The 22,389-nt window shown below is 33.1% G+C and carries 32 protein-coding genes, 2 tRNA genes and 2 rRNA genes; 33 read left to right on the top strand and 3 right to left on the bottom strand.

The genetic code is table 4. The annotated features are described in order from the left end of the window. Positions 1-32: 32 nt before the first annotated feature. Positions 33-107: transfer RNA gene (locus EXC38_RS01840), tRNA-Gln, on the bottom strand. A 3-nt stretch (positions 108-110) separates the two neighbouring features. Beyond that, positions 111-194, bottom strand: a tRNA-Tyr gene (locus tag EXC38_RS01835). A 300-nt stretch (positions 195-494) separates the two neighbouring features. Here EXC38_RS01835 and rpsJ point away from each other — a divergent pair. From rpsJ to EXC38_RS01675, 32 genes are all read left to right on the top strand, one after another. Continuing rightward, complete coding sequence (rpsJ, locus tag EXC38_RS01830) at positions 495-803, top strand: 30S ribosomal protein S10 (protein ID WP_004417032.1); 309 nt, start codon at positions 495-497, stop codon at positions 801-803. Between the two features lie 94 nt (positions 804-897). Next, positions 898-1,704 (top strand): 50S ribosomal protein L3, encoded by an 807-nt coding sequence (rplC, locus tag EXC38_RS01825; RefSeq protein ID WP_129694615.1) that lies wholly within the window; start codon positions 898-900, stop codon positions 1,702-1,704. A 2-nt stretch (positions 1,705-1,706) separates the two neighbouring features. Further along, entirely contained in the window at positions 1,707-2,630 is a 924-nt protein-coding gene (gene rplD, locus EXC38_RS01820; RefSeq protein WP_129694614.1) for a 50S ribosomal protein L4, read from the top strand. Further along, positions 2,630-3,061 carry a 50S ribosomal protein L23 gene (gene rplW, locus EXC38_RS01815; RefSeq protein ID WP_004417024.1) on the top strand — a complete coding sequence of 144 codons (432 nt, stop codon included), beginning with the start codon at positions 2,630-2,632 and terminating at the stop codon, positions 3,059-3,061. The genes rplD and rplW overlap by 1 nt, the downstream gene beginning before the upstream one ends. Positions 3,062-3,172: 111 nt before the next feature. Continuing rightward, entirely contained in the window at positions 3,173-4,021 is an 849-nt protein-coding gene (gene rplB, locus EXC38_RS01810) for a 50S ribosomal protein L2 (RefSeq protein WP_060823291.1), read from the top strand. Further along, entirely contained in the window at positions 4,021-4,302 is a 282-nt protein-coding gene (gene rpsS / locus EXC38_RS01805) for a 30S ribosomal protein S19 (RefSeq protein ID WP_004417019.1), read from the top strand. Before rplB ends, rpsS begins: the two co-directional genes overlap by 1 nt. Before the next feature lies 1 nt (position 4,303). Continuing rightward, positions 4,304-4,675: a 50S ribosomal protein L22 gene (gene rplV, locus EXC38_RS01800; protein ID WP_057247596.1), complete on the top strand. Its 372-nt coding sequence runs from the start codon at positions 4,304-4,306 to the stop codon at positions 4,673-4,675. A gap of 1 nt (position 4,676) precedes the next feature. Then, entirely contained in the window at positions 4,677-5,420 is a 744-nt protein-coding gene (gene rpsC, locus EXC38_RS01795; protein ID WP_060823290.1) for a 30S ribosomal protein S3, read from the top strand. Then, positions 5,398-5,835, top strand: coding sequence for a 50S ribosomal protein L16 (gene rplP / locus EXC38_RS01790; protein ID WP_004417015.1), 438 nt, complete (start codon positions 5,398-5,400; stop codon positions 5,833-5,835). Before rpsC ends, rplP begins: the two co-directional genes overlap by 23 nt. A gap of 2 nt (positions 5,836-5,837) precedes the next feature. Further along, positions 5,838-6,038: a 50S ribosomal protein L29 gene (gene rpmC / locus EXC38_RS01785; protein ID WP_004417013.1), complete on the top strand. Its 201-nt coding sequence runs from the start codon at positions 5,838-5,840 to the stop codon at positions 6,036-6,038. Further along, positions 6,038-6,322: a 30S ribosomal protein S17 gene (gene rpsQ / locus EXC38_RS01780; protein WP_004417011.1), complete on the top strand. Its 285-nt coding sequence runs from the start codon at positions 6,038-6,040 to the stop codon at positions 6,320-6,322. Before rpmC ends, rpsQ begins: the two co-directional genes overlap by 1 nt. Continuing rightward, on the top strand, positions 6,315-6,683 hold the full coding sequence (gene rplN, locus EXC38_RS01775; protein WP_004417010.1) for a 50S ribosomal protein L14: 369 nt from the start codon (positions 6,315-6,317) through the stop codon (positions 6,681-6,683). Before rpsQ ends, rplN begins: the two co-directional genes overlap by 8 nt. Positions 6,684-6,685: 2 nt before the next feature. Beyond that, positions 6,686-7,021: a 50S ribosomal protein L24 gene (gene rplX, locus EXC38_RS01770; RefSeq protein WP_057247598.1), complete on the top strand. Its 336-nt coding sequence runs from the start codon at positions 6,686-6,688 to the stop codon at positions 7,019-7,021. An 18-nt stretch (positions 7,022-7,039) separates the two neighbouring features. After that, positions 7,040-7,594, top strand: a complete 555-nt coding sequence (rplE, locus tag EXC38_RS01765; RefSeq protein ID WP_004417004.1) for a 50S ribosomal protein L5 — start codon at positions 7,040-7,042, stop codon at positions 7,592-7,594. A gap of 11 nt (positions 7,595-7,605) precedes the next feature. Then, positions 7,606-7,791: a type Z 30S ribosomal protein S14 gene (locus EXC38_RS01760; RefSeq protein WP_004417000.1), complete on the top strand. Its 186-nt coding sequence runs from the start codon at positions 7,606-7,608 to the stop codon at positions 7,789-7,791. A 2-nt stretch (positions 7,792-7,793) separates the two neighbouring features. Next, a complete protein-coding gene (rpsH, locus tag EXC38_RS01755; RefSeq protein WP_004416999.1) occupies positions 7,794-8,204 on the top strand; it encodes a 30S ribosomal protein S8 in 411 nt (136 codons plus the stop codon). A 19-nt stretch (positions 8,205-8,223) separates the two neighbouring features. Further along, a complete protein-coding gene (gene rplF, locus EXC38_RS01750) occupies positions 8,224-8,763 on the top strand; it encodes a 50S ribosomal protein L6 (RefSeq protein ID WP_057236241.1) in 540 nt (179 codons plus the stop codon). 19 nt (positions 8,764-8,782) lie between these two features. Next, on the top strand, positions 8,783-9,130 hold the full coding sequence (rplR, locus tag EXC38_RS01745; RefSeq protein ID WP_129694613.1) for a 50S ribosomal protein L18: 348 nt from the start codon (positions 8,783-8,785) through the stop codon (positions 9,128-9,130). After that, a complete protein-coding gene (gene rpsE, locus EXC38_RS01740) occupies positions 9,130-9,765 on the top strand; it encodes a 30S ribosomal protein S5 (protein ID WP_004416994.1) in 636 nt (211 codons plus the stop codon). Before rplR ends, rpsE begins: the two co-directional genes overlap by 1 nt. Before the next feature lie 20 nt (positions 9,766-9,785). Continuing rightward, positions 9,786-10,220 (top strand): 50S ribosomal protein L15, encoded by a 435-nt coding sequence (gene rplO, locus EXC38_RS01735; protein ID WP_004416992.1) that lies wholly within the window; start codon positions 9,786-9,788, stop codon positions 10,218-10,220. Further along, positions 10,220-11,689 carry a preprotein translocase subunit SecY gene (gene secY, locus EXC38_RS01730; protein WP_004416989.1) on the top strand — a complete coding sequence of 490 codons (1,470 nt, stop codon included), beginning with the start codon at positions 10,220-10,222 and terminating at the stop codon, positions 11,687-11,689. Before rplO ends, secY begins: the two co-directional genes overlap by 1 nt. Next, positions 11,683-12,378: an adenylate kinase gene (locus EXC38_RS01725; RefSeq protein ID WP_129694612.1), complete on the top strand. Its 696-nt coding sequence runs from the start codon at positions 11,683-11,685 to the stop codon at positions 12,376-12,378. The genes secY and EXC38_RS01725 overlap by 7 nt, the downstream gene beginning before the upstream one ends. Further along, on the top strand, positions 12,372-13,124 hold the full coding sequence (gene map / locus EXC38_RS01720) for a type I methionyl aminopeptidase (protein ID WP_004416986.1): 753 nt from the start codon (positions 12,372-12,374) through the stop codon (positions 13,122-13,124). The genes EXC38_RS01725 and map overlap by 7 nt, the downstream gene beginning before the upstream one ends. Then, complete coding sequence (gene infA / locus EXC38_RS01715; RefSeq protein WP_004416983.1) at positions 13,124-13,360, top strand: translation initiation factor IF-1; 237 nt, start codon at positions 13,124-13,126, stop codon at positions 13,358-13,360. The genes map and infA overlap by 1 nt, the downstream gene beginning before the upstream one ends. A 14-nt stretch (positions 13,361-13,374) precedes the next feature. Further along, positions 13,375-13,488, top strand: a complete 114-nt coding sequence (rpmJ, locus tag EXC38_RS01710; protein WP_002881082.1) for a 50S ribosomal protein L36 — start codon at positions 13,375-13,377, stop codon at positions 13,486-13,488. Positions 13,489-13,493: 5 nt separating this feature from the next. After that, the gene (rpsM, locus tag EXC38_RS01705; protein WP_004416979.1) at positions 13,494-13,862 is read left to right on the top strand and encodes a 30S ribosomal protein S13; all 369 of its coding nucleotides are present in this window, start codon (positions 13,494-13,496) and stop codon (positions 13,860-13,862) included. A 2-nt stretch (positions 13,863-13,864) separates the two neighbouring features. Next, positions 13,865-14,242 carry a 30S ribosomal protein S11 gene (gene rpsK, locus EXC38_RS01700; RefSeq protein WP_004416977.1) on the top strand — a complete coding sequence of 126 codons (378 nt, stop codon included), beginning with the start codon at positions 13,865-13,867 and terminating at the stop codon, positions 14,240-14,242. A 31-nt stretch (positions 14,243-14,273) separates the two neighbouring features. Next, a complete protein-coding gene (locus tag EXC38_RS01695) occupies positions 14,274-15,335 on the top strand; it encodes a DNA-directed RNA polymerase subunit alpha (RefSeq protein WP_004416975.1) in 1,062 nt (353 codons plus the stop codon). After that, positions 15,335-15,700, top strand: a complete 366-nt coding sequence (gene rplQ, locus EXC38_RS01690; RefSeq protein WP_060823286.1) for a 50S ribosomal protein L17 — start codon at positions 15,335-15,337, stop codon at positions 15,698-15,700. The genes EXC38_RS01695 and rplQ overlap by 1 nt, the downstream gene beginning before the upstream one ends. Positions 15,701-15,719: 19 nt before the next feature. Beyond that, positions 15,720-15,917, top strand: coding sequence for a 50S ribosomal protein L32 (gene rpmF / locus EXC38_RS01685; RefSeq protein ID WP_004416971.1), 198 nt, complete (start codon positions 15,720-15,722; stop codon positions 15,915-15,917). Positions 15,918-16,278: 361 nt separating this feature from the next. After that, positions 16,279-17,800 (top strand): 16S ribosomal RNA (locus EXC38_RS01680). Between the two features lie 182 nt (positions 17,801-17,982). Then, positions 17,983-20,881 (top strand): 23S ribosomal RNA (locus EXC38_RS01675). The 16S and 23S rRNA genes sit together here, the layout of an rRNA operon. Before the next feature lie 102 nt (positions 20,882-20,983). On the opposite strand, the gene EXC38_RS01670 is transcribed toward EXC38_RS01675, so the two are convergent. Then, on the bottom strand, positions 20,984-21,532 hold the full coding sequence (locus EXC38_RS01670) for a deoxycytidylate deaminase (protein ID WP_223213794.1): 549 nt from the start codon (positions 21,530-21,532) through the stop codon (positions 20,984-20,986). A 317-nt stretch (positions 21,533-21,849) separates the two neighbouring features. On the opposite strand from EXC38_RS01670, the gene EXC38_RS01665 reads away from it, so the two are divergent. Next, positions 21,850-22,032 (top strand): hypothetical protein, encoded by a 183-nt coding sequence (locus tag EXC38_RS01665; RefSeq protein ID WP_040543494.1) that lies wholly within the window; start codon positions 21,850-21,852, stop codon positions 22,030-22,032. Positions 22,033-22,389: the final 357 nt, after the last annotated feature.

The raw sequence follows: 22,389 nt of genomic DNA, 5'->3' as shown, positions 1-22,389 counted from the left end.
AATTTGGACTTTTATTAATCAACTTAATGATATGGCTGCCCTTGTTAGATTCGAACTAACGGATGGCGGTACCAAAAACCGCTGCCTTTCCACTTGGCTAAAGGGCAAAATGGTGGAGGGGGAGGGATTCGAACCCCCGAACCGTGAGGAAGTGGGTTACAGCCACCCGCGTTTGGCCGCTTCGCTACCCCTCCGCAAATATTGCAAGATATATTATATTATAAATAAAAACTTTTGTGCAAAAAAAATGTAAAAAATTTTACTGTAAAAATTAAAAATATGGAGCCAGATTACTTACGTATACTGGAACGCCATATTTTTAATTTTCATTAGCTAATATTTTTTGTAAAAAAAACACAAAAAAATTGTTTTTGTTATAATTAATAAGCAACTATGCAAAGAAACATAAGGTTACGATATGCCGAGCTTAGTTGTTCATCTCGGTTATTGAGAACTTATGCGGAGTACTTCATTAATGAAGAAGGAGAACAAACATGGCAAAATTAGAAATTAAAATTAAGTCTTTTGAAGCTGGATTAGTAGATGATGCTGCTAAAAAAATCGTTCTACTAGCAAAAGCTGAAAAAGCAACAGTAAGTGGGCCAATTCCTTTACCTACAAGAAAAGAAATTGTTACCATTTTAAGATCTGTTCACGTCAACAAAAAATCTCGTGAACAATTCGAAAGCAGAACTCACAAACGTCTAATTGTTTTATCAGATGTTTCTGAAACATTAATCGATAAGGCAAAAAGACTTGAATTACCTGCTGGTGTTCAAATTAGTGTTAAATCTGTAGCATAATACAGATTATTATTTTTTTTAAATATATACGTGTATATGTATAAACACACTTTTTTAAATTGAACAACAAAATAAACAAATCGAAAGGAAAAAAATGAAAGGAATCTTAGGAAGAAAAGTTGGAATGACTCAACTATTCACAAGCGAAGGTAAATTAATTCCTGTGACTATCGTTGAAGTTAAACCAAATGTTGTTACTAATGTTTTAACAGAAGAAAAAAACGGTTATGTTGCAACACAACTTAGTTTAGAAGATAAGAAAAAATCTCAAATTAAGAAACCTGAAGTAAACTATTTCAAACAAGCAAATACAACACCTAAGCGATTCGTAAAAGAAATCCGTAACATGTCAGGATTTAACTTAGGTGAAACATTAGATGCCTCAATTTTCGAAGGTGGAGATGTTGTTGATGTTACGGCGATTTCAAAAGGAAAAGGTTTTGCCGGAACCATTAAAAGATGAAACCAACACATCGGGCCTAAATCACATGGTGGTGGTGGTGGTTCACAACCTATTAGACAAACTGGTTCTATTGGTGATATTTCTGGAAACAGAGTTTGAAAAGGTATGACAATGCCTGGTCACCTTGGAGCTGAACAAGTTACAATTCAAAACCTAGAAGTGGTAAAAAGTGATGCTGAAAACAATTTATTATTAGTTAAGGGAAGTGTTCCTGGAGCTAAAGGTGCATTACTAGTTATTAAAAATGCTAAAAAATCAGTTCAAAAGAAAGCTGAAATTAAATTAGTAAACTTAAAAGAAGCTCTAGCTAAAAATGAAATTTTTGAACAAGCTAAAAAATATAACCTTGAATTAAATATGGAAATGTCATTAAAAGAAATGAAAAAAGCTTTAGAAGATGCTATTGCTAATGCTGAAGCAGCAGAAGGAGATAAATAATTATGGCTACAGTAGTTGATAAATACTATATCTCAGAAACATTTGACAAAGACAGAAATATTTCATTTAATTTCAAGAAAGCTAAAGAAAAAGTTTCAGGAAATTTTGCTAACTTTATAGATGCAGTTAATGAATTTATTAATGTTAGTGAAAAATCTGAAAATGATACACGTGTATGATTCCACCGTAATGGAGCATATAGCGGAAGTGTTAATTTAGAAAAAGCTAGAATCATTGCAAACAGAGTTTTAGAAGCTCATGTTGAAAATGAAAATGCTATTGAATTTATTGAAAAAGAAAACTTAGTAGATAAATCAGTTGCAAAAGCTGCTAAAAAAGAAGAAAATAACGATTTACCAAAAAGTGTTTTTGGATTAGAAAAAATTCACACACAATCAGTATTCGATGCTATTTTAGTTGAAAGAGGATCAAAACGTTTAGCAACTCATAAAGTTAAAAACCGTGGTGAAGTTAGCGGAACTGGTAAAAAGCCATGACCACAAAAACACACCGGTAATGCACGTGCTGGATCACTAAGAAGCCCAATTTTTGTTGGTGGTGGTAGAGCATTCGGTCCTACAACTGAAAGAAATTACAATTTAAAAATTAACAAAAAAGCAAGAAAAAATGCTTTATTCTCAGCATTAACAATGTTAGCAAACGCAAATGCTGTTTTAGTTAGAGAATATGAATTAGACAAAATTTCAACAAGAGCCTTATTAGTTGAATTAAACAAAGATGATTTAATCAACTTAAATAATGTTTTAATTGTTTCATCAAATGAAGTTGTTTTCAAATCAGCTAAAAACTTACCAAATGTAAATGTGTCAAAAGTAACATCTTTATCAATTGAAGCTTTAGTTGCTGCTGATGTATTAGTAATTAGCGAAAAAGATATTAAATTCTTAGAAGGGATGGCAAAATAATGAACATTAATGAAGTTATTAAATACCCAGTTTTAACAGAGAAATCTGAAATTGCTAGAACTAATCAAAACGTTTATACATTTGTAGTTGATAAAAGAACAAACAAAATCGAAGTTAAAAAGGCTGTTGAATTTATTTTTGATGTTAAAGTAAAAAGAGTAAACATCATTAATTATGATAAAAAACCTGCTAAATTAGGTAGATTTGCTGGCTTTACAAACGCAGTTAAAAAAGCGATTGTATACTTAGATGAAAATTCAAAAATTGTTTTATTTGCAGAAGAAGCAAATGAAGCAAAAAAAGCAGTTGAAAACGAAGCAAAAACTGAAAAAGTAGCAGAAGTTAAAGAAATTTCAGAAGCTGAAAAGAAAGCTGCTGAAAAAATTAAAAAAGCAGCTGAAGCAAAAGCTAAAAAAGCTGAAGAAAAATAATTAATCTTGAAAACCTTTGAAAACCTATAAGATTAATTTTAAAAAAATAGATTAAATTCTTAAAAGACAAACTAAATAAAATATTTTTAAGAAACGGAGAAAGAAAAAACAATGGCTATTAAAAAATTTAAAGCTTATACAAATGGTCGTCGTAATATGTCTTCTCTTGACTATCAAGCAAATTTAACTGGACATAAACCAGAAAAATCATTGCTTGTAGCACTTCCTTCACATTCAGGAAGAAATAACCAAGGTAAAATTACAACTCGTCACCACGGTGGTAGATTAAAAAGATTTTACCGTATTATTGATTTCAAAAGATATGACAAAGATGGAATTGAAGCTACTGTTAAAACAATCGAATACGATCCAAACAGATCAGCAAACATTTCATTAATTGTTTATCGTGATGGGGAAAAAAGATATATTATCAGCCCAAAAAACATTAAGGTTGGACAAAAAGTTGTTTCAGGTGAAAATGTTGATATTCAAATCGGAAATAACTTACCATTAGGAAATATTCCTGAAGGTACATTTGTTCACAACATCGAATTACAACCAAAACAAGGTGGAATTATCGCTCGTTCAGCTGGTAGTTCAGCACAAATTTTAGGTAAGGATGAATCAGGAAAATACATCATCTTAAGATTAAAATCAGGTGAAGTTAGAAAAGTTCTAGGTGTATGTCGTGCTACAATCGGAGAAGTTGGTAATGAAGAACATTCATTAGTTAACATCGGTAAAGCCGGAAGAAATAGATTAAGAGGAATCAGACCAACAGTTAGAGGTTCTGCAATGAACCCTAATGATCACCCACACGGTGGTGGTGAAGGTAAACAACCAATTGGTAGAAAATCACCAATGACACCATGAGGTAAAAAAGCTCTTGGAGTTAAAACCAGAGCAACTAAAAAATCATCTAACCAATTTATTATTAGAAGAAGAAAGGAAAGTAAATAATGTCTCGTTCATTAAAGAAAGCGCCTTTTGTTGATGATCATTTAATGAAAAAAGTAGTTGCTATTATTGAAAACAAAGTTCCTAAACGTCCAATTAAAACTTGATCAAGACGTTCAACAATTTACCCTGAATTTATTGGCTTAACATTCCAAGTTCATAATGGTCATGCATTTATTGATGTATTTGTAACCAATGACATGGTAGGTCACAAATTAGGAGAATTTGCCCCAACAAGAACATTTAATGGTCATGGAGCAGATAAAGCAAAAGGAAAGAAATAATATGGCACAAGTAGTTAAAGCATCAGTTAAAATGCAAAGAATCAGCGCAAGAAAAGCAAGATTAGTTGCAGATTTAATTCGTTATAAATCAGCTACACAAGCATTAGTGATTTTACAAACAACAAATAAAAAGGCTTCAGAAATTATTCTTAAACTTCTAAATTCAGCTATTGCTAACGCAACAAACAACTTTGGTTTAGATGCTACTAAATTAGTAGTTTCAAAAATTTTAGTAAACGAAGGTCCTACTCTAAAAAGATTTCAACCTCACTCACGTGGTAAAGCATACCCAATTTTAAAAAGAACAAGTCACTTCTACATTGAATTATTAGAATTAAATATGGACGAACAACTAGATATGGAGGCAAAATAATATGGGTCAAAAAGTTAATCCAAATGGATTCCGTTTTGGTGTTACAAAACCACATAACACTATTTGATATTCAGATAAAGAAAATTTTGCTAACTTATTACTAGAAGATCAAAAGATTTATGATTTCTTTGATAAGAGAGTTCGTGAATATTTAATCGGAAATGTTCAAATTAAGAGAAATCAAAATGGAAACGTTATTGTTTATGTTTTTACAGCTAAACCTGCTGCATTATTAGGAACAAACGGCGATAACATCAAAGCATTAACATTAGCTCTTAAAAAAGAACTAAAAAATAAAAACTTAAATATTGCAATTGACGTAATCGAATTAAAAAATCCAGATTTAAATGCTAGATTACTAGCAGAAGGAATTGCAGTTAAATTAGAAAACCGTGGAAGCTTCAGATTAGCACAAAAATTTGCTATTAAAAGTGCTATGAAAGCTGGAGCAAAAGGTATTAAAACCTCAGTGTCTGGTCGTTTAAATGGTGTTGATATGGCTAGAACAGAAGGATACACCGAAGGAGAAATGAAATTACATACTTTAAGACAAGATGTTGATTATGCTGTAGCTAGAGCAAAAACAACATACGGTATTTTAGGTATTAAAGTTTGAGTTTCTTTAGGTGAAATTTTAGAAAATGGTAAAGCACAAGTTAGTGCATTAGAATCAAATAGAACTGAAAGAAGACCTAGAACTATCAGAAAGGGCGGTGAAAAACATGCTTCAACCAAAGAGAACTAAACATAGAAAAATGTTCCGTATCCGTCATGACAAAACTAAAGCACATAGAAATAACACTGTTTCATTTGGTGAATTTGGTTTAAAATCAACATCATCAGCATGAATTAGTGCAAGACAAATCGAAGCTGCCCGTATTGCGATTACTCGTCGTATGGGTCGTGAAGGTAAAGTTATTATTAAAATATTCCCACATATGTCAAAAACATCTAAACCTATCGGTGTACGTATGGGTTCTGGTAAAGGTAGTCCAGATCAATGATTTGCAGTTGTTAAAGAAGGAACTGTAATGTTTGAAGTTATGGGTAACCAAGTAGATACTATGAAAGATGCTTTAAGATTAGGTGGTCACAAATTACCAGTTACTTGAAAAATAGTTGCTAAAGAAGTTGCACTTGAAACAGAAGGAGAAAAATAATTATGTCATACGTTGAGTTAAAGAAAAAATCAGTTGAAGAATTAACAAATTTATTAGCTGAATTAAAAGCAGAATTATTTTCATTACGTTTTAAAAATGCAACTCGTCAATTAGACCAAACACACAAAATTAATTTAGTTAAAAAAGATATTGCTAGAACATTAACCGCTTTAAATGCTAAAAAAGAAGAAGGAGATAAATAATGGAACAAGTTGTTAGAGAAAACCGTCGTAAAAAACTTGTTGGAACCGTAATTAGTACTAAAAACGAAAAAACTATTACTGTTATGGTTGAAACATATGAAAAACACCCATTATATTCAAAACGTTTCAAAGTTTCTAAGAAATTTGCTGTTCATGATGAAAAAAATGAAGCAAAAATTGGAGATGTTGTTGAAATCCAAGAAACAAGACCACTTTCAAAAACTAAACACTTTAGATTAGTTGAAATCAAATCACACGCTATTGGAGGAAATGAAAATGCTTAGTGAATTTTCTAGATGTAATGTAGCTGACAACTCAGGTGCTAAAGAAGTTATGATTATTAAGAACTTAGGCGGTTCAATCGTAAGAAGCACAAACATCGGTGATGTAGTAGTTGTAACTGTTAAAAAAGCAATTCCTAATGGTGTTGTAAAAGAAGGTCAAGTTTTAAAAGCTGTTATTGTTAGAACAAAAAGAGGTATTGCTAGAGATAATGGTTCATACATTAGATTTGATGACAATGCTGTAGTTTTAATTAAAGAAGATGGTACTATGAGAGGTACTCGGGTATTTGGTCCAGTAGCTAGAGAATTACGTGAAAAAGGATATTTAAAAATAATTTCATTAGCTCCGGAGGTTTTATAATTATGTCTCAAGCTAAAATTAGAAAAAATGATATTGTTTTAGTTATTTCAGGTAAAGAAAAAGGAAAATTTGCTTCAGTTTTATCAACAGATGTTAAAAAACAAACCGTTGTTCTAAAAGAAGTTAACATGAAAACTAAACACCACAAACCTTCTCAAGAAAACACAGAAGGAAAAATTGAAAAGAAAGAATTCCCAATCCACGTTTCAAACGTTGCATACTTAGCTAAAAAAGGTGCACAAGGGCAAAAATCAATTGGAACAAAAATTGGATTCAAAGTTGATGCTAAAACCGGTAAAAAACAAAGAGTTATGAAAAAAGTTAATAAGGTTATATAGTAAAAAGGAGAAATTATTATGGCTAAATTAGAATTAGAAAAGAAATATTTAGAATCAGTTCGTCCAGAACTTGTAAAAGAATTCGGTTATTCATCAGTAATGCAAGCTCCTCGTTTACAAAAAATTGTTATTAACATGACAGCCGGAAATGAAGTATCAAACTCAAAAGCTATTGAAGAAGTTATGGTTGAACTATCACAAATTACAGGTCAAAAACCATATCAAACAGTAGCTAAAAAATCATTGGCTTCTTGAAAATTACGTGAAGGTATGCCAATGGGTGGAAAAGTAACATTAAGACGTGAAAGAATGTGATCATTTTTAACAAAATTAATTAACGTTGCTTTACCTCGTGTACGTGACTTTAATGGTACAAGTCTAAAAAGTTTTGATGGTCGTGGAAACTATGCCATCGGTATTAAAGAAGAAATCATTTTCCCAGAAATTTCATTTGATAAGATTCGTAAATTAAAAGGTATGGATATTATCCTTGTAACAAGCGCAAACTCAGATAAAGAAGCATTTTCATTATTGAAAAAACTTGGAATTCCATTTGCAAAGGGTAACAATTAAGGAGAATTTGTATGGCAAGAAAAGCATTAATGATTAAAGCTGAACGTGAACCAAAATTTTCAGTTAGAAAATACACACGTTGCCAAATTTGTGGCCGTGTTCACGCAGTGTTACGTAAATATAAAATTTGTAGAATTTGTTTTAGAGAATTAGCACATGAAGGAAAAATTCCTGGTGTAAAGAAAGCGAGCTGATAATTATGGCTATTATTACAGATCCAATAGCAGATATGTTTGTAAGAATTAAGAATTCTATTTCAAGAAAATATCACGAAGTAGTTGTTCCACATTCAAACAAAAAAGAAAAAATCTTAGAAATCTTCGCTAAAGAAGGATATATTACTTCTTATGAAGTTACAACTTCAGAAAAAGGTTTCAAAGAAATTAAAATAACTTTAAAATACAAAGGAATGAATCAAAATTTATCTGCAATTACAGATATTAAGAAAGTTTCAAAACCTGGTTTAAAAGTATATTCATCTGCTGATAAATTACCTCGTGTTTTAAGTGGATATGGTACAGCAATTATTTCAACTTCAAAAGGTTTATTAACTGACAAGGAAGCAAGAAAAGCTAACTTAGGTGGCGAAGTTATTGCTTTCATCTGATAGTTAAAATAAAGGCGAAAATATGTCAAGAATCGGAAAAAGAGTTTTATCAATTCCTGCTGGCGTTGAAGTATCATTATCAAAAAACCATATTATTGTTAAAGGTAATTTAGGACAATTAGAATATACATTTTCACCATTAATTTCAGTTGTTGTTGAAAATAACGAAATTAAAACTTTAAGAAGCAATGAAGACAAAACTACAAAACAATTACACGGAACAACAAATGCAAATATTAGCAATATGCTAATCGGAGTTTCAAAAGGTTACAAAAAAGAAATCGAAATCAAAGGTGTTGGTTACAAAGCAACACTAAAGGGAAATGATATTGAAGTTATTGCTGGTTACTCACACAGTGTTGTTAAATCAATACCTTCAAATCTAAAAGTAGAAGTACCAAAACCAACAAACATCATTATTTCAGGTATCGATAAACAAGCTGTTGGAGAATTTGCTGCAAACTTAAGAGATATTAGACGTCCAAGTCCATATTCTGGTAAAGGTATTATGTACAAAGATGAAGTTATTAGACGTAAGGAAGGAAAAACTGCTGCTAAGTAGTTTTAAATAGGTAAAAATTATGTTATCAAGAAACGAAAGACGTAAAGCTAAACATTTAAAAATTACAAATAAATTAGCAAAAGGAACAGCACAAAGACCACGTGTAGTTGTTTTTAAATCATTACACAACTTTTATGCTCAAGCAGTTAACGATACAACCCATACAACATTAGCTTCATTTTCAACAAGACAATTAGCAGAAAAAGGAAATAATATCGAAGCAGTTAAATTAGTAGCAAAAGAATTTGCTTTAAAATTAAAAGAAGCAAAAGTTTTAGAAATTGTTTTTGACCGTTCAGGTTACATTTACCATGGTAAATTAGCAGCTTTTGCTGACACATTAAGAGAAGAAGGGATTAAATTCTAATGGCTGAAGAATTAAAGAAAGAAAATACTGAAGTAGCTAAAGAAACTAAAGTTGTTTCTGCAGTTAAAAAACCAGAAGTTAAAGAAAATTCTAAACCAACAGGTGAAAGAAGAACCTTTACTCACAAAAAACAATTTAACGCTGCTCCAGCAGTAAAATTATTTGAAGAAAAAGTTATTGATATCGCCAGAGTTACAACTGTTGTTAAAGGTGGAAGAAGATTCTCATTCTCAGCATATGTTGTTGTTGGAGATAAAAAAGGTAAAGTTGGTTTCGGACATGGAAAAGCAAATGAAGTTCAAGACGCAATTAAAAAAGCAGTTAAAGATGCACAAAAGAACGTATTTAATGTTCCAGTTGTAAATGGAACTATTCCACACGAAATTAAAGAAAAATTCCTAGCTTCAAAAGTACAATTACGTCCAGCTCCTAAAGGTACTGGTATTATTGCCTCAAACACCGTTCGTGCTGTAGTTGAATTAGCTGGTTATACTGATATTTCATCTAAAACATATGGCTCAAGAACTAAACAAAATATTGTTCACGCAACTGTAAATGCACTTAAAAAAGTTAAAACTGTTGAAGAAATTGCTAAATTACGTGACATTGATGTAAAACATTTATTAGCTAAATAATTAATAAGGAGATTGTTATTATGAAATTACACACATTAAAAGCAACACCTGGTGCTCGTAAAGAAAAACATCGTGTAGGTCGTGGGCATGCAGCTGGTAAAGGTAAACAAGCTGGTAGAGGACAAAGTGGACAAACAAAAAGAAGTACAGTTAGACTAGGTTTTGAAGGTGGACAATTACCACTATTCAGAAGAATCCCAAAACGTGGATTTAATAATGTAAACCACGTTGAATATCAAGTAGTGAACCTATCTTCATTAGAAGAAAGATTTGCTAACAACGAAGTTGTTTCATATGAAACATTAGCAGCTAAAAACCTAATTAAAGGTCAATTACCTGTTAAAATTTTAGGAAGAGGAACTTTAACTAAAAAATTAACAGTTACAATTCCTACTCTTTCACAATCAGCTAGAGAAGCTATTGAAAAAGTCGGAGGAAAAATCGAGGTTCAATAATGGCTAAAAAATCAAAAGTAGAAAAGGAAATGTACAACAAAAGACTTGAACGTAAATTAGCTATTGACAAGTTTTTTGCCCAAAAGAGAAACTCCTGATCAGAGTGATGAAAAAACCATGGTCTTTTTAAAAAGATCTTGTTTACTCTTTTCATTATTGCCCTTTTCTTAGCAGCTGGTACAATTACACTACCAGGTGTTGAATTAGCACATCAAGATAAATTGAATCAAGGTGATTTCTTTGGCATTTTAAACTTAGTAGGTGGTGGAGGATTACGAAGATTCTCCATCGTTGCTTTAGGGATCGGACCATTTATTTCTTCATCACTGGTAATGATGATTTTACAAACAAAAGCATTTCCAGCGATTTATCGATTAAGTCAATCAGGTCCACTTGGAAGAATAAAGATTAATTTTATTACTTATACTGCAACGCTCTTTTTTGCAATATTTCAAGCAATATTAATAACAAGAGCATTACTAAATCCAACAGATAACTTTGGAATTAGATTTTCAGATAATATTGTTAAATCATTAGGTGAAAAAGGCACTTTTGCTTACCAATGAATTATTCTTCCATTATTATTAGTAGCAGGTTCTTTCTTCTCACTTTTCTTATCTGAACAAATAACAAATAAGGGAGTCGGAAATGGAACAAGCTTAATTATTTTTGTAGGTATCGCTAGTTCTTTAATTCCTACTTTTAGACATGCATTTGAATACTACATGCCTTCAATAAAAAATAACAACTCGGTTGTTTTAAAAGAAACATTAAATTTTGTAGTTTATTTACTTGCTTATTCTTTAGTAATATTTGTAGTTACAGTATTTACTTTAGCAGAAAGAAGAATTCCAATTCAACAAGTTGGAGCAGGTTTATCAAAAACCGAAAAAGAATTAAGCTATCTACCAATTAAAGCTAATCCAGCCGGAATTATGTCAGTAATTTTTTCAATGATGGTACTTTCAGTTCCAACAATGATTGCTGGGTTATTTAATCCTGATACAAGCAGATACTACCAATGAGTTTATTCAAATCTTCAATTAACTCAACCATTAGGATTTTTCTTATTTGTTATTATTACATTTGGACTAACAATTTTAATGGGTATTCAACAATCTAAAATTGATAAGATTAGTGAAGATTTTGCAAAAAGCAGTACATTCATTCCTGGAATTAGACCAGGTGAACAAACTGAAAACTATTTATTAAATACAGTTTTAAGATTATCATTTTTCTCAGCTGGATATTTAATAATTTTAGGGGCATTACAATTTATACAACAAATGTTTGGAATGCCAGCACCAATAGCATTTGGTGGAACTTCAATTATGATTCTTGTTTCAACAGCTACTGAAACTGTTCAACAAATTCAGGCAAGATATAAATCACAAGAACTTGCTAGAAGAAGACGTATGATTAAAGAATTAAAAGAAGTATATGGAGAGGAAGAAGATTTAATATGATAAAAGAATGTTGTTGTAATCATGAAGCAAAATGTCAAAGCAAAAAACCTAACTTAATTTTTATCGGACCCCCAGGCGCTGGTAAAGGTTCTGTTGCTAACTTGATTGTTCAAAACTTTGGATATTTTCAATTATCAACAGGCGATATGTTTCGTCAAGAAATAAAGAATAAAACCGAGTTAGGATTAAAAATTAAAAACATATTAGATTCAGGTAAATATGTTGATAATGATATTACTAATCAATTAGTAGAAAAAAAATTAACTGAATTAGTAGAAAAAGAAATTCCATTTATTTTAGATGGTTTTCCAAGAACAATAGATCAAGCTGAGTTTTTGGATAATTTGAAAGAAAAAGGAATTATTATTGACAAAGTGATTTTATTAAAAATTACAAATGAGCAAATTATTGAACGTTTATCAAAACGAAGAATTTGTCCTTTATGTAAAACAATTTATCATTTAGAATCATTTCCTCCGTTAGATGATAAATTCTGTATAAAATGTCATACTGAAGTTGTCAAAAGAGCTGATGATGAAGAAGAAGTAATATTAAAACGTCTTGCGATTTATAACGATCAAACAAAATGTTTAATTGATTTTTATAAAAACAAAGGTCTTGTTTTAGAAATCAATAGTTATCAAGAATTAAATAAAGTGTTTGAGGATGTTAAGAAGGCTTTACAATGATAAGAATTAAAAATCAAATTGAAATTCAAAAAATCAAAAAAGCTTGCGCAATCTTGGCAGAAGTTAAAAAAATTCTTTGAGACTTCATAAGTCCAGGCGTTTCTTTAAAAGAAATTGATAGCGTCGCTTTTAAAGAAATTAAAAAAAGAGGAGGAAAACCCGCTTTCTTAGGACAATATGGTTTTCCTGGTACTTGCTGTATCTCAGTAAATGAGGAATTAATTCATGGAATTCCATCTGATTATGTTGTTAAAGATGGTGACATTGTTAAAATTGACACTGGAGTAATTTGAGAAGGATATTATTCTGACTCAGCGTTTACTAAAGGTGTTGGTAATATTACTGAAAAAGATAAGGAATTAATTCAAGTAGCAAAAGACGCTTTTTATGCTGGTTTTAATGCAATTAAAGTTGGTAAGAGAATTGGAGACATTTCAGCTGCTATTGGAAATTATATTCGTCAAAAAGGTTACTATACTCCTGATGAGTTTTGTGGCCATGGAATAGGACGAGAATTACACGAAGATCCACTTATTTCAAATGACGGAATTCCAAATAGTGGACCAATTATTAAAAATGGTATGGTAATTTGCATTGAACCAATGATTTTACAAAAATCTAAAAAAATAATGATAAAAAAAGATAATTGAACAGTAGTGGACCCATTAGGATATAATACAGCGCATTATGAACAAACAGTATTAATTGACAATGGAGAAGCTTACATATTATCAGGAGATAACATTTAATGGGAAAAAACAAAAAAGAAAAAAAAGAAGAAGTTATTAAAATGACTGGTAAAGTTACCAAAATGCATTCAACAAAAAATTATGATGTTTTACTAGAAAATGATCAAGAAATTAAAGCTTATATTTCTGGAAAAATGTCATTACATAATATCAAACTTATTCCCGGTGATATGGTTGATGTAGAAATCAGTCCTTTTAATTTAACATTAGGTAGAATAGTTTTTCGCCATAAATAAATTTAAGGAGAATTATGAAAGTTAGAGCATCGATTAAACGTATTTGCAAAGACTGTAAAATAATTAAAAGACATGGTGTTAATAGAGTAATCTGTATTAACCCTAAACATAAACAAAGACAAGGATAAAAGAAATGGCCAGAGTTTTAAATATAGAAATTCCAAATAATAAAAAAGCTCGTATTTCTCTAACTTATATTTTTGGTATTGGCCCAACAATTGCTAAACAAATTTTGGCTGATGCTAATGTAGATGGGGAAAAAAGAGTTAAAGAATTAACAGAAGAAGAATTAACACGTATCAGAGATGAAGCTAAAAAATATACTACCGAAGGTGATTTAAAAAGAGAAATTAACTTAAACATTAAGAGATTAATGGAAATTAAATCATACCGTGGTATTAGACATAGAAAAGGATTACCTGTAAGAGGTCAATCAACAAAGAAAAATGCAAGAACAAGAAAAGGTCCTAGAAAGACAATCGCTGGAAAGAAAGGTAAATAATAATGGCTAAGAAAAATAAAAAAGTTGTTACACAAGGTATTGCACATATTCACTCAACATACCAAAATACAATTGTTTCTTTTTCAGATTTAAAAGGTAATGTTTTTGCATGATCATCATCAGGAGCTATTGGATATAAAGGTACTAAAAAGAAAACCCCATATGCTGCTGGTTTAGCAGCTGCTGCTGCAGTAGAAAAAGCTAAAGAATTTGGTTTAAAAGAAGTATCAATTTTAGTTAAAGGTGTTGGTCCAGGAAAATCAACAGCTCGTAAACAAATTGAAACAAGTGGATTTACAATTAAAGATGTTAAAGATGTAACCCCTACACCTCACAATGGTACTCGTCCTCCAAAGAAAATTCTTAAAAGAGAAAAATAATTAAATTAGGAAAATAATAAAAGAGGATATTATGGAAAAAATTCAAAAAATAACTTATAAAGAATTGGTCGCTGAAAAAGTTAATGATTTTAATACAACGTTTGTTATCGAGCCTTTAGCTCGTGGATATGCAAATACAATGGGAACTGTTTTAAGAAGAACATTACTTTCTTCAATTACATCAGTTGCTCCTTTTGCAATTAAAATTAATAATGTTGAACATGAATTTCAAACAATTAGCGGTTTAAAAGAAGATGCTATTACCTTAGTTAGAAATATTAGAAATATTCGTTTCGTTTATAATGAAGAAATTTTTGAAAAAGAAAACTTAGCAAAAATTTCATTTAAAACAAATAAAGAAGGCGAAATTTTTGCCTCAGATATTCCTGAAGTTAGTGGGTTAGAAATTGTTAATAAAGATCAATATATTGCTAACATCGCTAAAGGCGGAAGTTTAGAATTTGATTTATTTTTAAGAAAAGGCCGTGGCTTTATCGATTTTGAAGAAAACAAAAACGTTATTAGTCAATATGGTTCAAGACTAGAATCTTCAATTAAAAATGGTCAATTTTTAGCAATGGATAGTGATTTTAGCCCTGTGAAAAAATGTGCAATTTCTTTTGAAGAACTAAATAGCTCTTCAAAATTAATTGAAGAAAGATTAAAAATTAAAATCGAAACAGATTGCACAGTTAGTGCTAAAGAAGCAATCGAACAGGCAGCAAAAATCATTGTTGCACATTTCCAAATTATCGGAAATATTAACGCTTTAGAAACTATCGAATTATTTGAAGAAAATAAAGAAAAGAAAGAAAGAGAAATTAAGTCTACAACTCCAATTACTAAATTAGGTTTATCTGTAAGATCTGAAAATGCTTTAAGAAGAGCTAAATATAATACTGTAGAAGAAGTTTTAGGCTTAAGCGACGAAGAATTATCTAATATTAAAAACTTGGGTAAAAAATCAATTCAAGATATTATTGAAAAAAGAAATGAATGAAAAGAAAGAATTGGTTATGACGATGGCCAATCAGATAATTTCATAATAGAATCATTAGACCAATTAAATAATTCAGAAGAGGGAGAAGAATAATGGCTAACCCAAAACAAGTATTTCGTAGAAATACAGAATGATGAAACCATGTAGAAAGATCTTTAGTTACAGATTTATTAGTAAATGGACAAGTTAAAACAACTTTAGAAAGAGCAAAAAGAATTAGATCAAACGCTGAAAAAATGATTACTTTAGGAAAGAAAAACACCCTTGCAACTCGTAGACAAGCAGCTAAATTTTTAAGACTTATTCCTTCAAAAGTGGAAAATAAAGACTCATTACAATATTTATTTGATGTATTAGCACCAAAATATGCAGAAAGAAACGGTGGATACACAAGAATTGTTAAAATTAACAATCGTGCTGGTGACAATGCAAAAATGGCAATTATTAAATTAGTATAAAAGTTAGGAGAAAAGTAAAATGGCTATAGTTCCAAAGAGAAAAACTTCAAAACAAAGAAAAAATTTAAGAAGAAGTCATCATGCATTAACAGCTGTAACATTAGTAGAATGTAAACACTGTAAACAATCAATCATTCCTCACCAAGCATGTAAATATTGTGGATTTTATAAAGAAGAAAAAGTTCTTAAAAACGCTATTAACGATAAAATTAAATAATTTAGCTTTAAGGTAACAGGTTTAAAAGCCTGTTATTTTTTTATAATAATATTATTTTTTAATCCAAAAATTCACCCAAAAATCGACAGTAAAAAAACGCTTGAAAAAAAATTAATAATTTTCTTGTTTTTTATATATAATAATAAGGCTTCTTAACTAGAAAAACATCTTTGTTCCCAAGGTTAAAAAGATTTTGTTAAAAAAATAAAAATTTTTAATAAAAAAAATAAAAAAGCGTATAATACTAAATGTAGCATTTTTTGCTGCTAATAGTTTTTATACTATTGATAGTTCTTTGAAAACTGGATACGAATACCATAACGTCAATTTTAATTTTAAATAACATATAATAACCAAATCAAATTTTAAGAGTTTGATCCTGGCTCAGGATGAACGCTGGCTGTGTGCCTAATACATGCATGTCGAGCGAGGTTCTTTTGAACCTAGCGGCGAATGGGTGAGTAACACGTGCTTAATCTACCCTTTAGATTGGAATACCCAATGGAAACATTGGCTAATGCCGGATACGCATGGAATCGCATGATTCCGTTGTGAAAGGAGCCTTTAAAGCTCCGCTAGAGGATGAGGGTGCGGAACATTAGTTAGTTGGTAGGGTAATGGCCTACCAAGACTATGATGTTTAGCCGGGTCGAGAGACTGAACGGCCACATTGGGACTGAGATACGGCCCAAACTCCTACGGGAGGCAGCAGTAGGGAATATTCCACAATGAGCGAAAGCTTGATGGAGCGACACAGCGTGCACGATGAAGGTCTTCGGATTGTAAAGTGCTGTTATAGGGAAAGAACACCTGGTTGAGGAAATGCTTCCAGGCTGACGGTACCCTGTCAGAAAGCGATGGCTAACTATGTGCCAGCAGCCGCGGTAATACATAGGTCGCAAGCGTTATCCGGAATTATTGGGCGTAAAGCGTTCGTAGGCTGTTTATTAAGTCTGGAGTCAAATCCCAGGGCTCAACCCTGGCTCGCTTTGGATACTGGTAAACTAGAGTTAGATAGAGGTAAGCGGAATTCCATGTGAAGCGGTGAAATGCGTAGATATATGGAAGAACACCAAAGGCGAAGGCAGCTTACTGGGTCTATACTGACGCTGAGGGACGAAAGCGTGGGGAGCAAACAGGATTAGATACCCTGGTAGTCCACGCCGTAAACGATGATCATTAGTCGGTGGAGAGTTCACTGACGCAGCTAACGCATTAAATGATCCGCCTGAGTAGTATGCTCGCAAGAGTGAAACTTAAAGGAATTGACGGGGACCCGCACAAGCGGTGGAGCATGTGGTTTAATTTGAAGATACGCGGAGAACCTTACCCACTCTTGACATCCTTCGCAATGCTATAGAGATATAGCGGAGGTTAACGGAGTGACAGATGGTGCATGGTTGTCGTCAGCTCGTGTCGTGAGATGTTTGGTCAAGTCCTGCAACGAGCGCAACCCCTATCTTTAGTTACTAACGAGTCATGTCGAGGACTCTAGAGATACTGCCTGGGTAACTGGGAGGAAGGTGGGGATGACGTCAAATCATCATGCCTCTTACGAGTGGGGCAACACACGTGCTACAATGGTCGGTACAAAGAGAAGCAATATGGCGACATGGAGCAAATCTCAAAAAGCCGATCTCAGTTCGGATTGGAGTCTGCAATTCGACTCCATGAAGTCGGAATCGCTAGTAATCGCAGATCAGCTACGCTGCGGTGAATACGTTTTCGGGTCTTGTACACACCGCCCGTCACACCATGGGAGCTGGTAATACCCAAAGTCGGTTAGCTAACCTCGGAGGCGACCGCCTAAGGTAGGACTGGTGACTGGGGTGAAGTCGTAACAAGGTATCCCTACGAGAACGTGGGGATGGATCACCTCCTTTCATACGGAGTACATAAATGTTATGGAAAAATTATTTGTATCCAGTTTTGAGAGACCTATCTCTCAATTTGTTCTTTGAAAACTGAATATCGACATTGAAAAATTAAATTTATTAATATTTCAAAGTTTAGATCAACCTATAGAATATATCATACAATAGACAAACAATAGGTCTTATACTACTATTAAACAAGATAAGAGTTTTTGGTGGATGCCTTGGGTCTGGAAGTCGATGAAGGACGTGATTACCTGCGATAAGCCTCGGTTAGCTGGAAATGAGCTGTGATCCGGGGATTTCCGAATGGGGAAACCTAATTGAGCTAATCCTCAATTATCATATCGATGAATACATAGTCGAATGAAGAGACACGCTGTGAATTGAAACATCTCAGTAGCAGCAGGAAGAGAAAATAAAGAATGATTCCCTCAGTAGTGGCGAGCGAACGGGGAAGAGCCCAAACCAACATTCGTTGTTGGGGTTATAGGACTACATTTTAGAGTTACAAAATTTACATATAGCAGAATAAGTTGGAATGCTTAAACATAGAGGGTGAAATTCCCGTAAGCGAAATGTGTAGATCTCTTTGTAGTATCCTGAGTAGGGCGGGGCACGTGAAACCCTGTCTGAATTTGCCGGGACCACCCGGTAAGGCTAAATACTAACCAGACACCGATAGTGAACTAGTACCGTGAGGGAAAGGTGAAAAGAACCCCGGGAGGGGAGTGAAATAGATTCTGAAACCAATTACTTACAGTTAGTCAGAGCCCGTTAATGGGTGATGGCGTACATCTTGCAGAATGGACCGGCGAGTTATGTCAACATGCGAGGTTAAGTGGATTAAAGCGAAGCCGTAGAGAAATCGAGTCTTAATAGGGCGCTTAGTATGTTGATATAGACCCGAAACCAGGTGATCTACCCATGAGCAGGTTGAAACTTAGGTAACACTAAGTGGAGGACCGAACCGTAGTACGCTAAAAAGTGCCCGGATGACTTGTGGGTAGGGGTGAAATTCCAATCGAACTTGGAGATAGCTGGTTCTCTCCGAAATAGCTTTAGGGCTAGCGTGTAGTGTTAAGTGATGGGGGTAGAGCACTGAATATGGAATGGCGGCGCCTAGCTGTACTGACTATAATCAAACTCCGAATACTATCATGAATTGCTATGCAGTCGGTACATCGGTGATAACGTCGATGCACGCGAGGGGAACAACCCAGATCGTCAGCTAAGGTCCCAAAATTGTGTTAAGTGAGAAAGGTTGTGGAGTTTCTTAAACAGCTAGGATGTTGGCTTAGAAGCAGCCATCGTTTAAAGAGTGCGTAATAGCTCACTAGTCGAGAGACTCTGTGCCGATAATTCAACGGGACTAAAACACAATACCGAAGCTACGGGCATGAAAATGCGTTAGGAGAGCGTTGTAAGGGCATTGAAGCCAGACTGTGAAGACTGGTGGAGCGCTTACAAGTGAGAATGCCGGTATGAGTAACGATTCAGAGTGAGAATCTCTGACGCCTATTGGGGAAGGTTTCCTGGGCAAGGTTCGTCCACCCAGGGTTAGTCGGGTCCTAAGACGAGGCCGAAAGGCGTAGCCGATGGACAACAGGTTAATATTCCTGTACTTTCTATAAATGTGATGGAGTGACGGGGGAGGATAGCACTACCACTTATTGGATTGTGGGGTAAATAGTGACTGGGTTATGTAGGCAAATCCGCATAACTTAACCGGAAGCTATGATGCATAGTGAAAGGGCAACTAAGTAGCGAATTGGATGATTCCATACCTCTTAAAAAAGCTTCTAACATATAGTTTATGGAAACCCGTACCGAGAACGGACACACGTCCCCAAGATGAGTATTCTAAGGCGAGCGAGAAAACCAATGTCAAGGAACTCTGCAAATTCATCCCGTAAGTTCGCAAGAAGGGATGCCCACCCTAAAAAGTGGGCCGCAGTGAATAGTAAGGGGGAACTGTTTATCAAAAACACAGCTCTATGCTAAGTCGTAAGACGATGTATATGGGGTGACTCCTGCCCAGTGCCCGAAGGTTAAGCAAAGGTGTTAGCTTTAGCGAAGCATTGATGTGAAGCCCGGGTGAACGGCGGCCGTAACTATAACGGTCCTAAGGTAGCGAAATTCCTTGTCGGCTAAATACTGACCTGCACGAAAGGAGTAATTATCTCTTAACTGTCTCGACATTGGACTCGGTGAAATTATGGTTCCGGCGAAGACGCCGGAGACCCGCATCTAGACGAAAAGACCCCGTGGAGCTTTACTATAACTTCATATTGGAGTTTGATTTAACTTGTGTAGGATAGGTGGGAGACTATGATGCTTGAACGCTAGTTCAAGTGGAGTCGACGTTGAAATACCACCCTTGTTACGTTGAACTTCTAACTTGTTACCATGATCTGGTAAGAGGACAGTGTGTGGTGGGTAGTTTGACTGGGGCGGTCGCCTCCTAAAGGGTAACGGAGGCGTTCAAAGTTACACTCAATACGGTCAGAAACCGTATCAAAGAGCATAAAGGTAGAAGTGTGATTGACTGTGAGACCTACAAGTCGAGCAGGTGCGAAAGCAGGACTTAGTGATCCGGCGGTTCTTCGTGGAAAGGCCGTCGCTCAACGGATAAAAGCTACCCCGGGGATAACAGGCTTATCTTTCCCAAGAGATCACATCGACGGGAAGGTTTGGCACCTCGATGTCGGCTCATCGCATCCTGGAGCTGGAGTCGGTTCCAAGGGTTGGGCTGTTCGCCCATTAAAGCGGTACGCGAGCTGGGTTCAAAACGTCGTGAGACAGTTTGGTTCCTATCTGATGTGGGCGTTGGAATATTGATGAGAGCTACTCTTAGTACGAGAGGACCGGAGTGGACGTACCGATGGTGTGCCAGTTGTTCCGCCAGGAGCATAGCTGGGTAGCCAAGTACGGCAGGGATAACCGCTGAAAGCATCTAAGCGGGAAGCCCCCTCAAAGATGAGTATTCCCTATTAAATTCCTTATAGACTATGAGGTTGATAGGCTGGAGGTGTAAGTACAGTAATGTATTCAGCTGACCAGTACTAATAAATTGATTGGTTTAATAGTGATTCTATAGAAGTAATCTAAAAGATAATCGATATTCAGTTTTCAGAGAACGATAAAATTAAAAGAGCAAACGCTCTTTTTTTATTTTTATTTTTTTTAAAATTAATCTTTTATTTTAAAATCAAGATCAAAATCTTTTTCAATGTGAATTAATTTTATTCCAAAAGTATTAAAGATTTTCAACGAAGCTTTAAAATCATCGGCTTCAGGTTTGTATTCATTAGCGTAATAAACCTTAGAAATTTTTGATTGAACAATAAGTTTTGCACAGTGATAACATGGAGAATGAGTAACAAAAATAGATGAACCTGGTTCGATTTTAGAATTCGTTAAATTAGCATTAATAATTGCATTGGCCTCAGCGTGTACCACATAAGTATATTTTGAATGTAATACATCATCTGCGTTTTCAGGACGATTTCATGGAAAGGCTTCATCGTTATTTACTTCTGCGTTATTAAAGCTCGTGGGCATTCCATTATATCCTAATGAAATAACGTAGTTATTTGGGCTTACAATGCACGCTCCAACCTTTGTTGTAGGGTCTTTTGATCTAAGAGCGCTTAGTTTTGCTAAAGACATAAAATAAATATCTCATTTAATATTATCTTTATCTTCATTAAAAATAATTTTCTTTGTTTTTAAATTCATAAATAAAATTTTATCATAAAAAACGCAAAAATCAAGCTCCTCAGACCTTGATTTAAATTATTCAGTGAAATAAGCTTGTAAGCTCGGATAAGACATTAACTATGTTAATCCAACTTTCATACACAAAATATGATAAATTGAACTAATAAAATTATACATTATTTATTCCAGATTAACGAAAAAATGTTTGATATTCTTAAGAAATAATTATTTTTTTATATAAATTTAATTAAAATTGGCAAAAAAAATTAAAAAAATCATTTTATTTTCAAAAAAAATTCAAAAAATTGCTAAAATAATTGCATAAAGGAAAAATGATGAACATAAATTTATTAAGAAAATCTTCATGTACAAATATGTTCTCAGCTTCAAAGGCTGCATTTTTCGCTATGGAAATTATTAATTTCATCAAGGATATTATTAAGATGGAAGGCAACTATTCATTTAATAAAAATATTATTCTTGGAGGAATTTATAATGAAACTCATTCATTTAACTAATAAATATAATTTAAATATAATTGAAAATAATAAGGTATACTCATATTTTAATAATATCTACTCAGCTAGAATTATGGCTTTTAGAGGTTCATAATTTAAAAAATAAGCAAATTTTGTTTATAAAAATAGTATAAATTAATTACAAAAAGATTAAATAAAAGCCAAAATTTTAAATAATTTCTTAAAAAAATACACTAAAAAAAGATAAAAAAGATTACAAAAAATATCAATTTTTAATATAAAAAAGGTCTAAAAACATTAAAAAAAAATTATCGTTTTTAGGCTAAAACTACTAAAAAAACTAAAAATAATTTATAATTATTTTTGTAATTTCATAGAGTTATTTATTAATAAATA

It is taken from the genome of Mycoplasmopsis arginini, assembly GCF_900660725.1.
Lineage (GTDB): Bacteria > Bacillota_I > Bacilli_A > Mycoplasmatales > Metamycoplasmataceae > Metamycoplasma > Metamycoplasma arginini.
The sequence above is the reverse complement of the archived record's forward strand: the minus strand, read 5'-3'. Positions and strand labels throughout refer to the sequence as shown.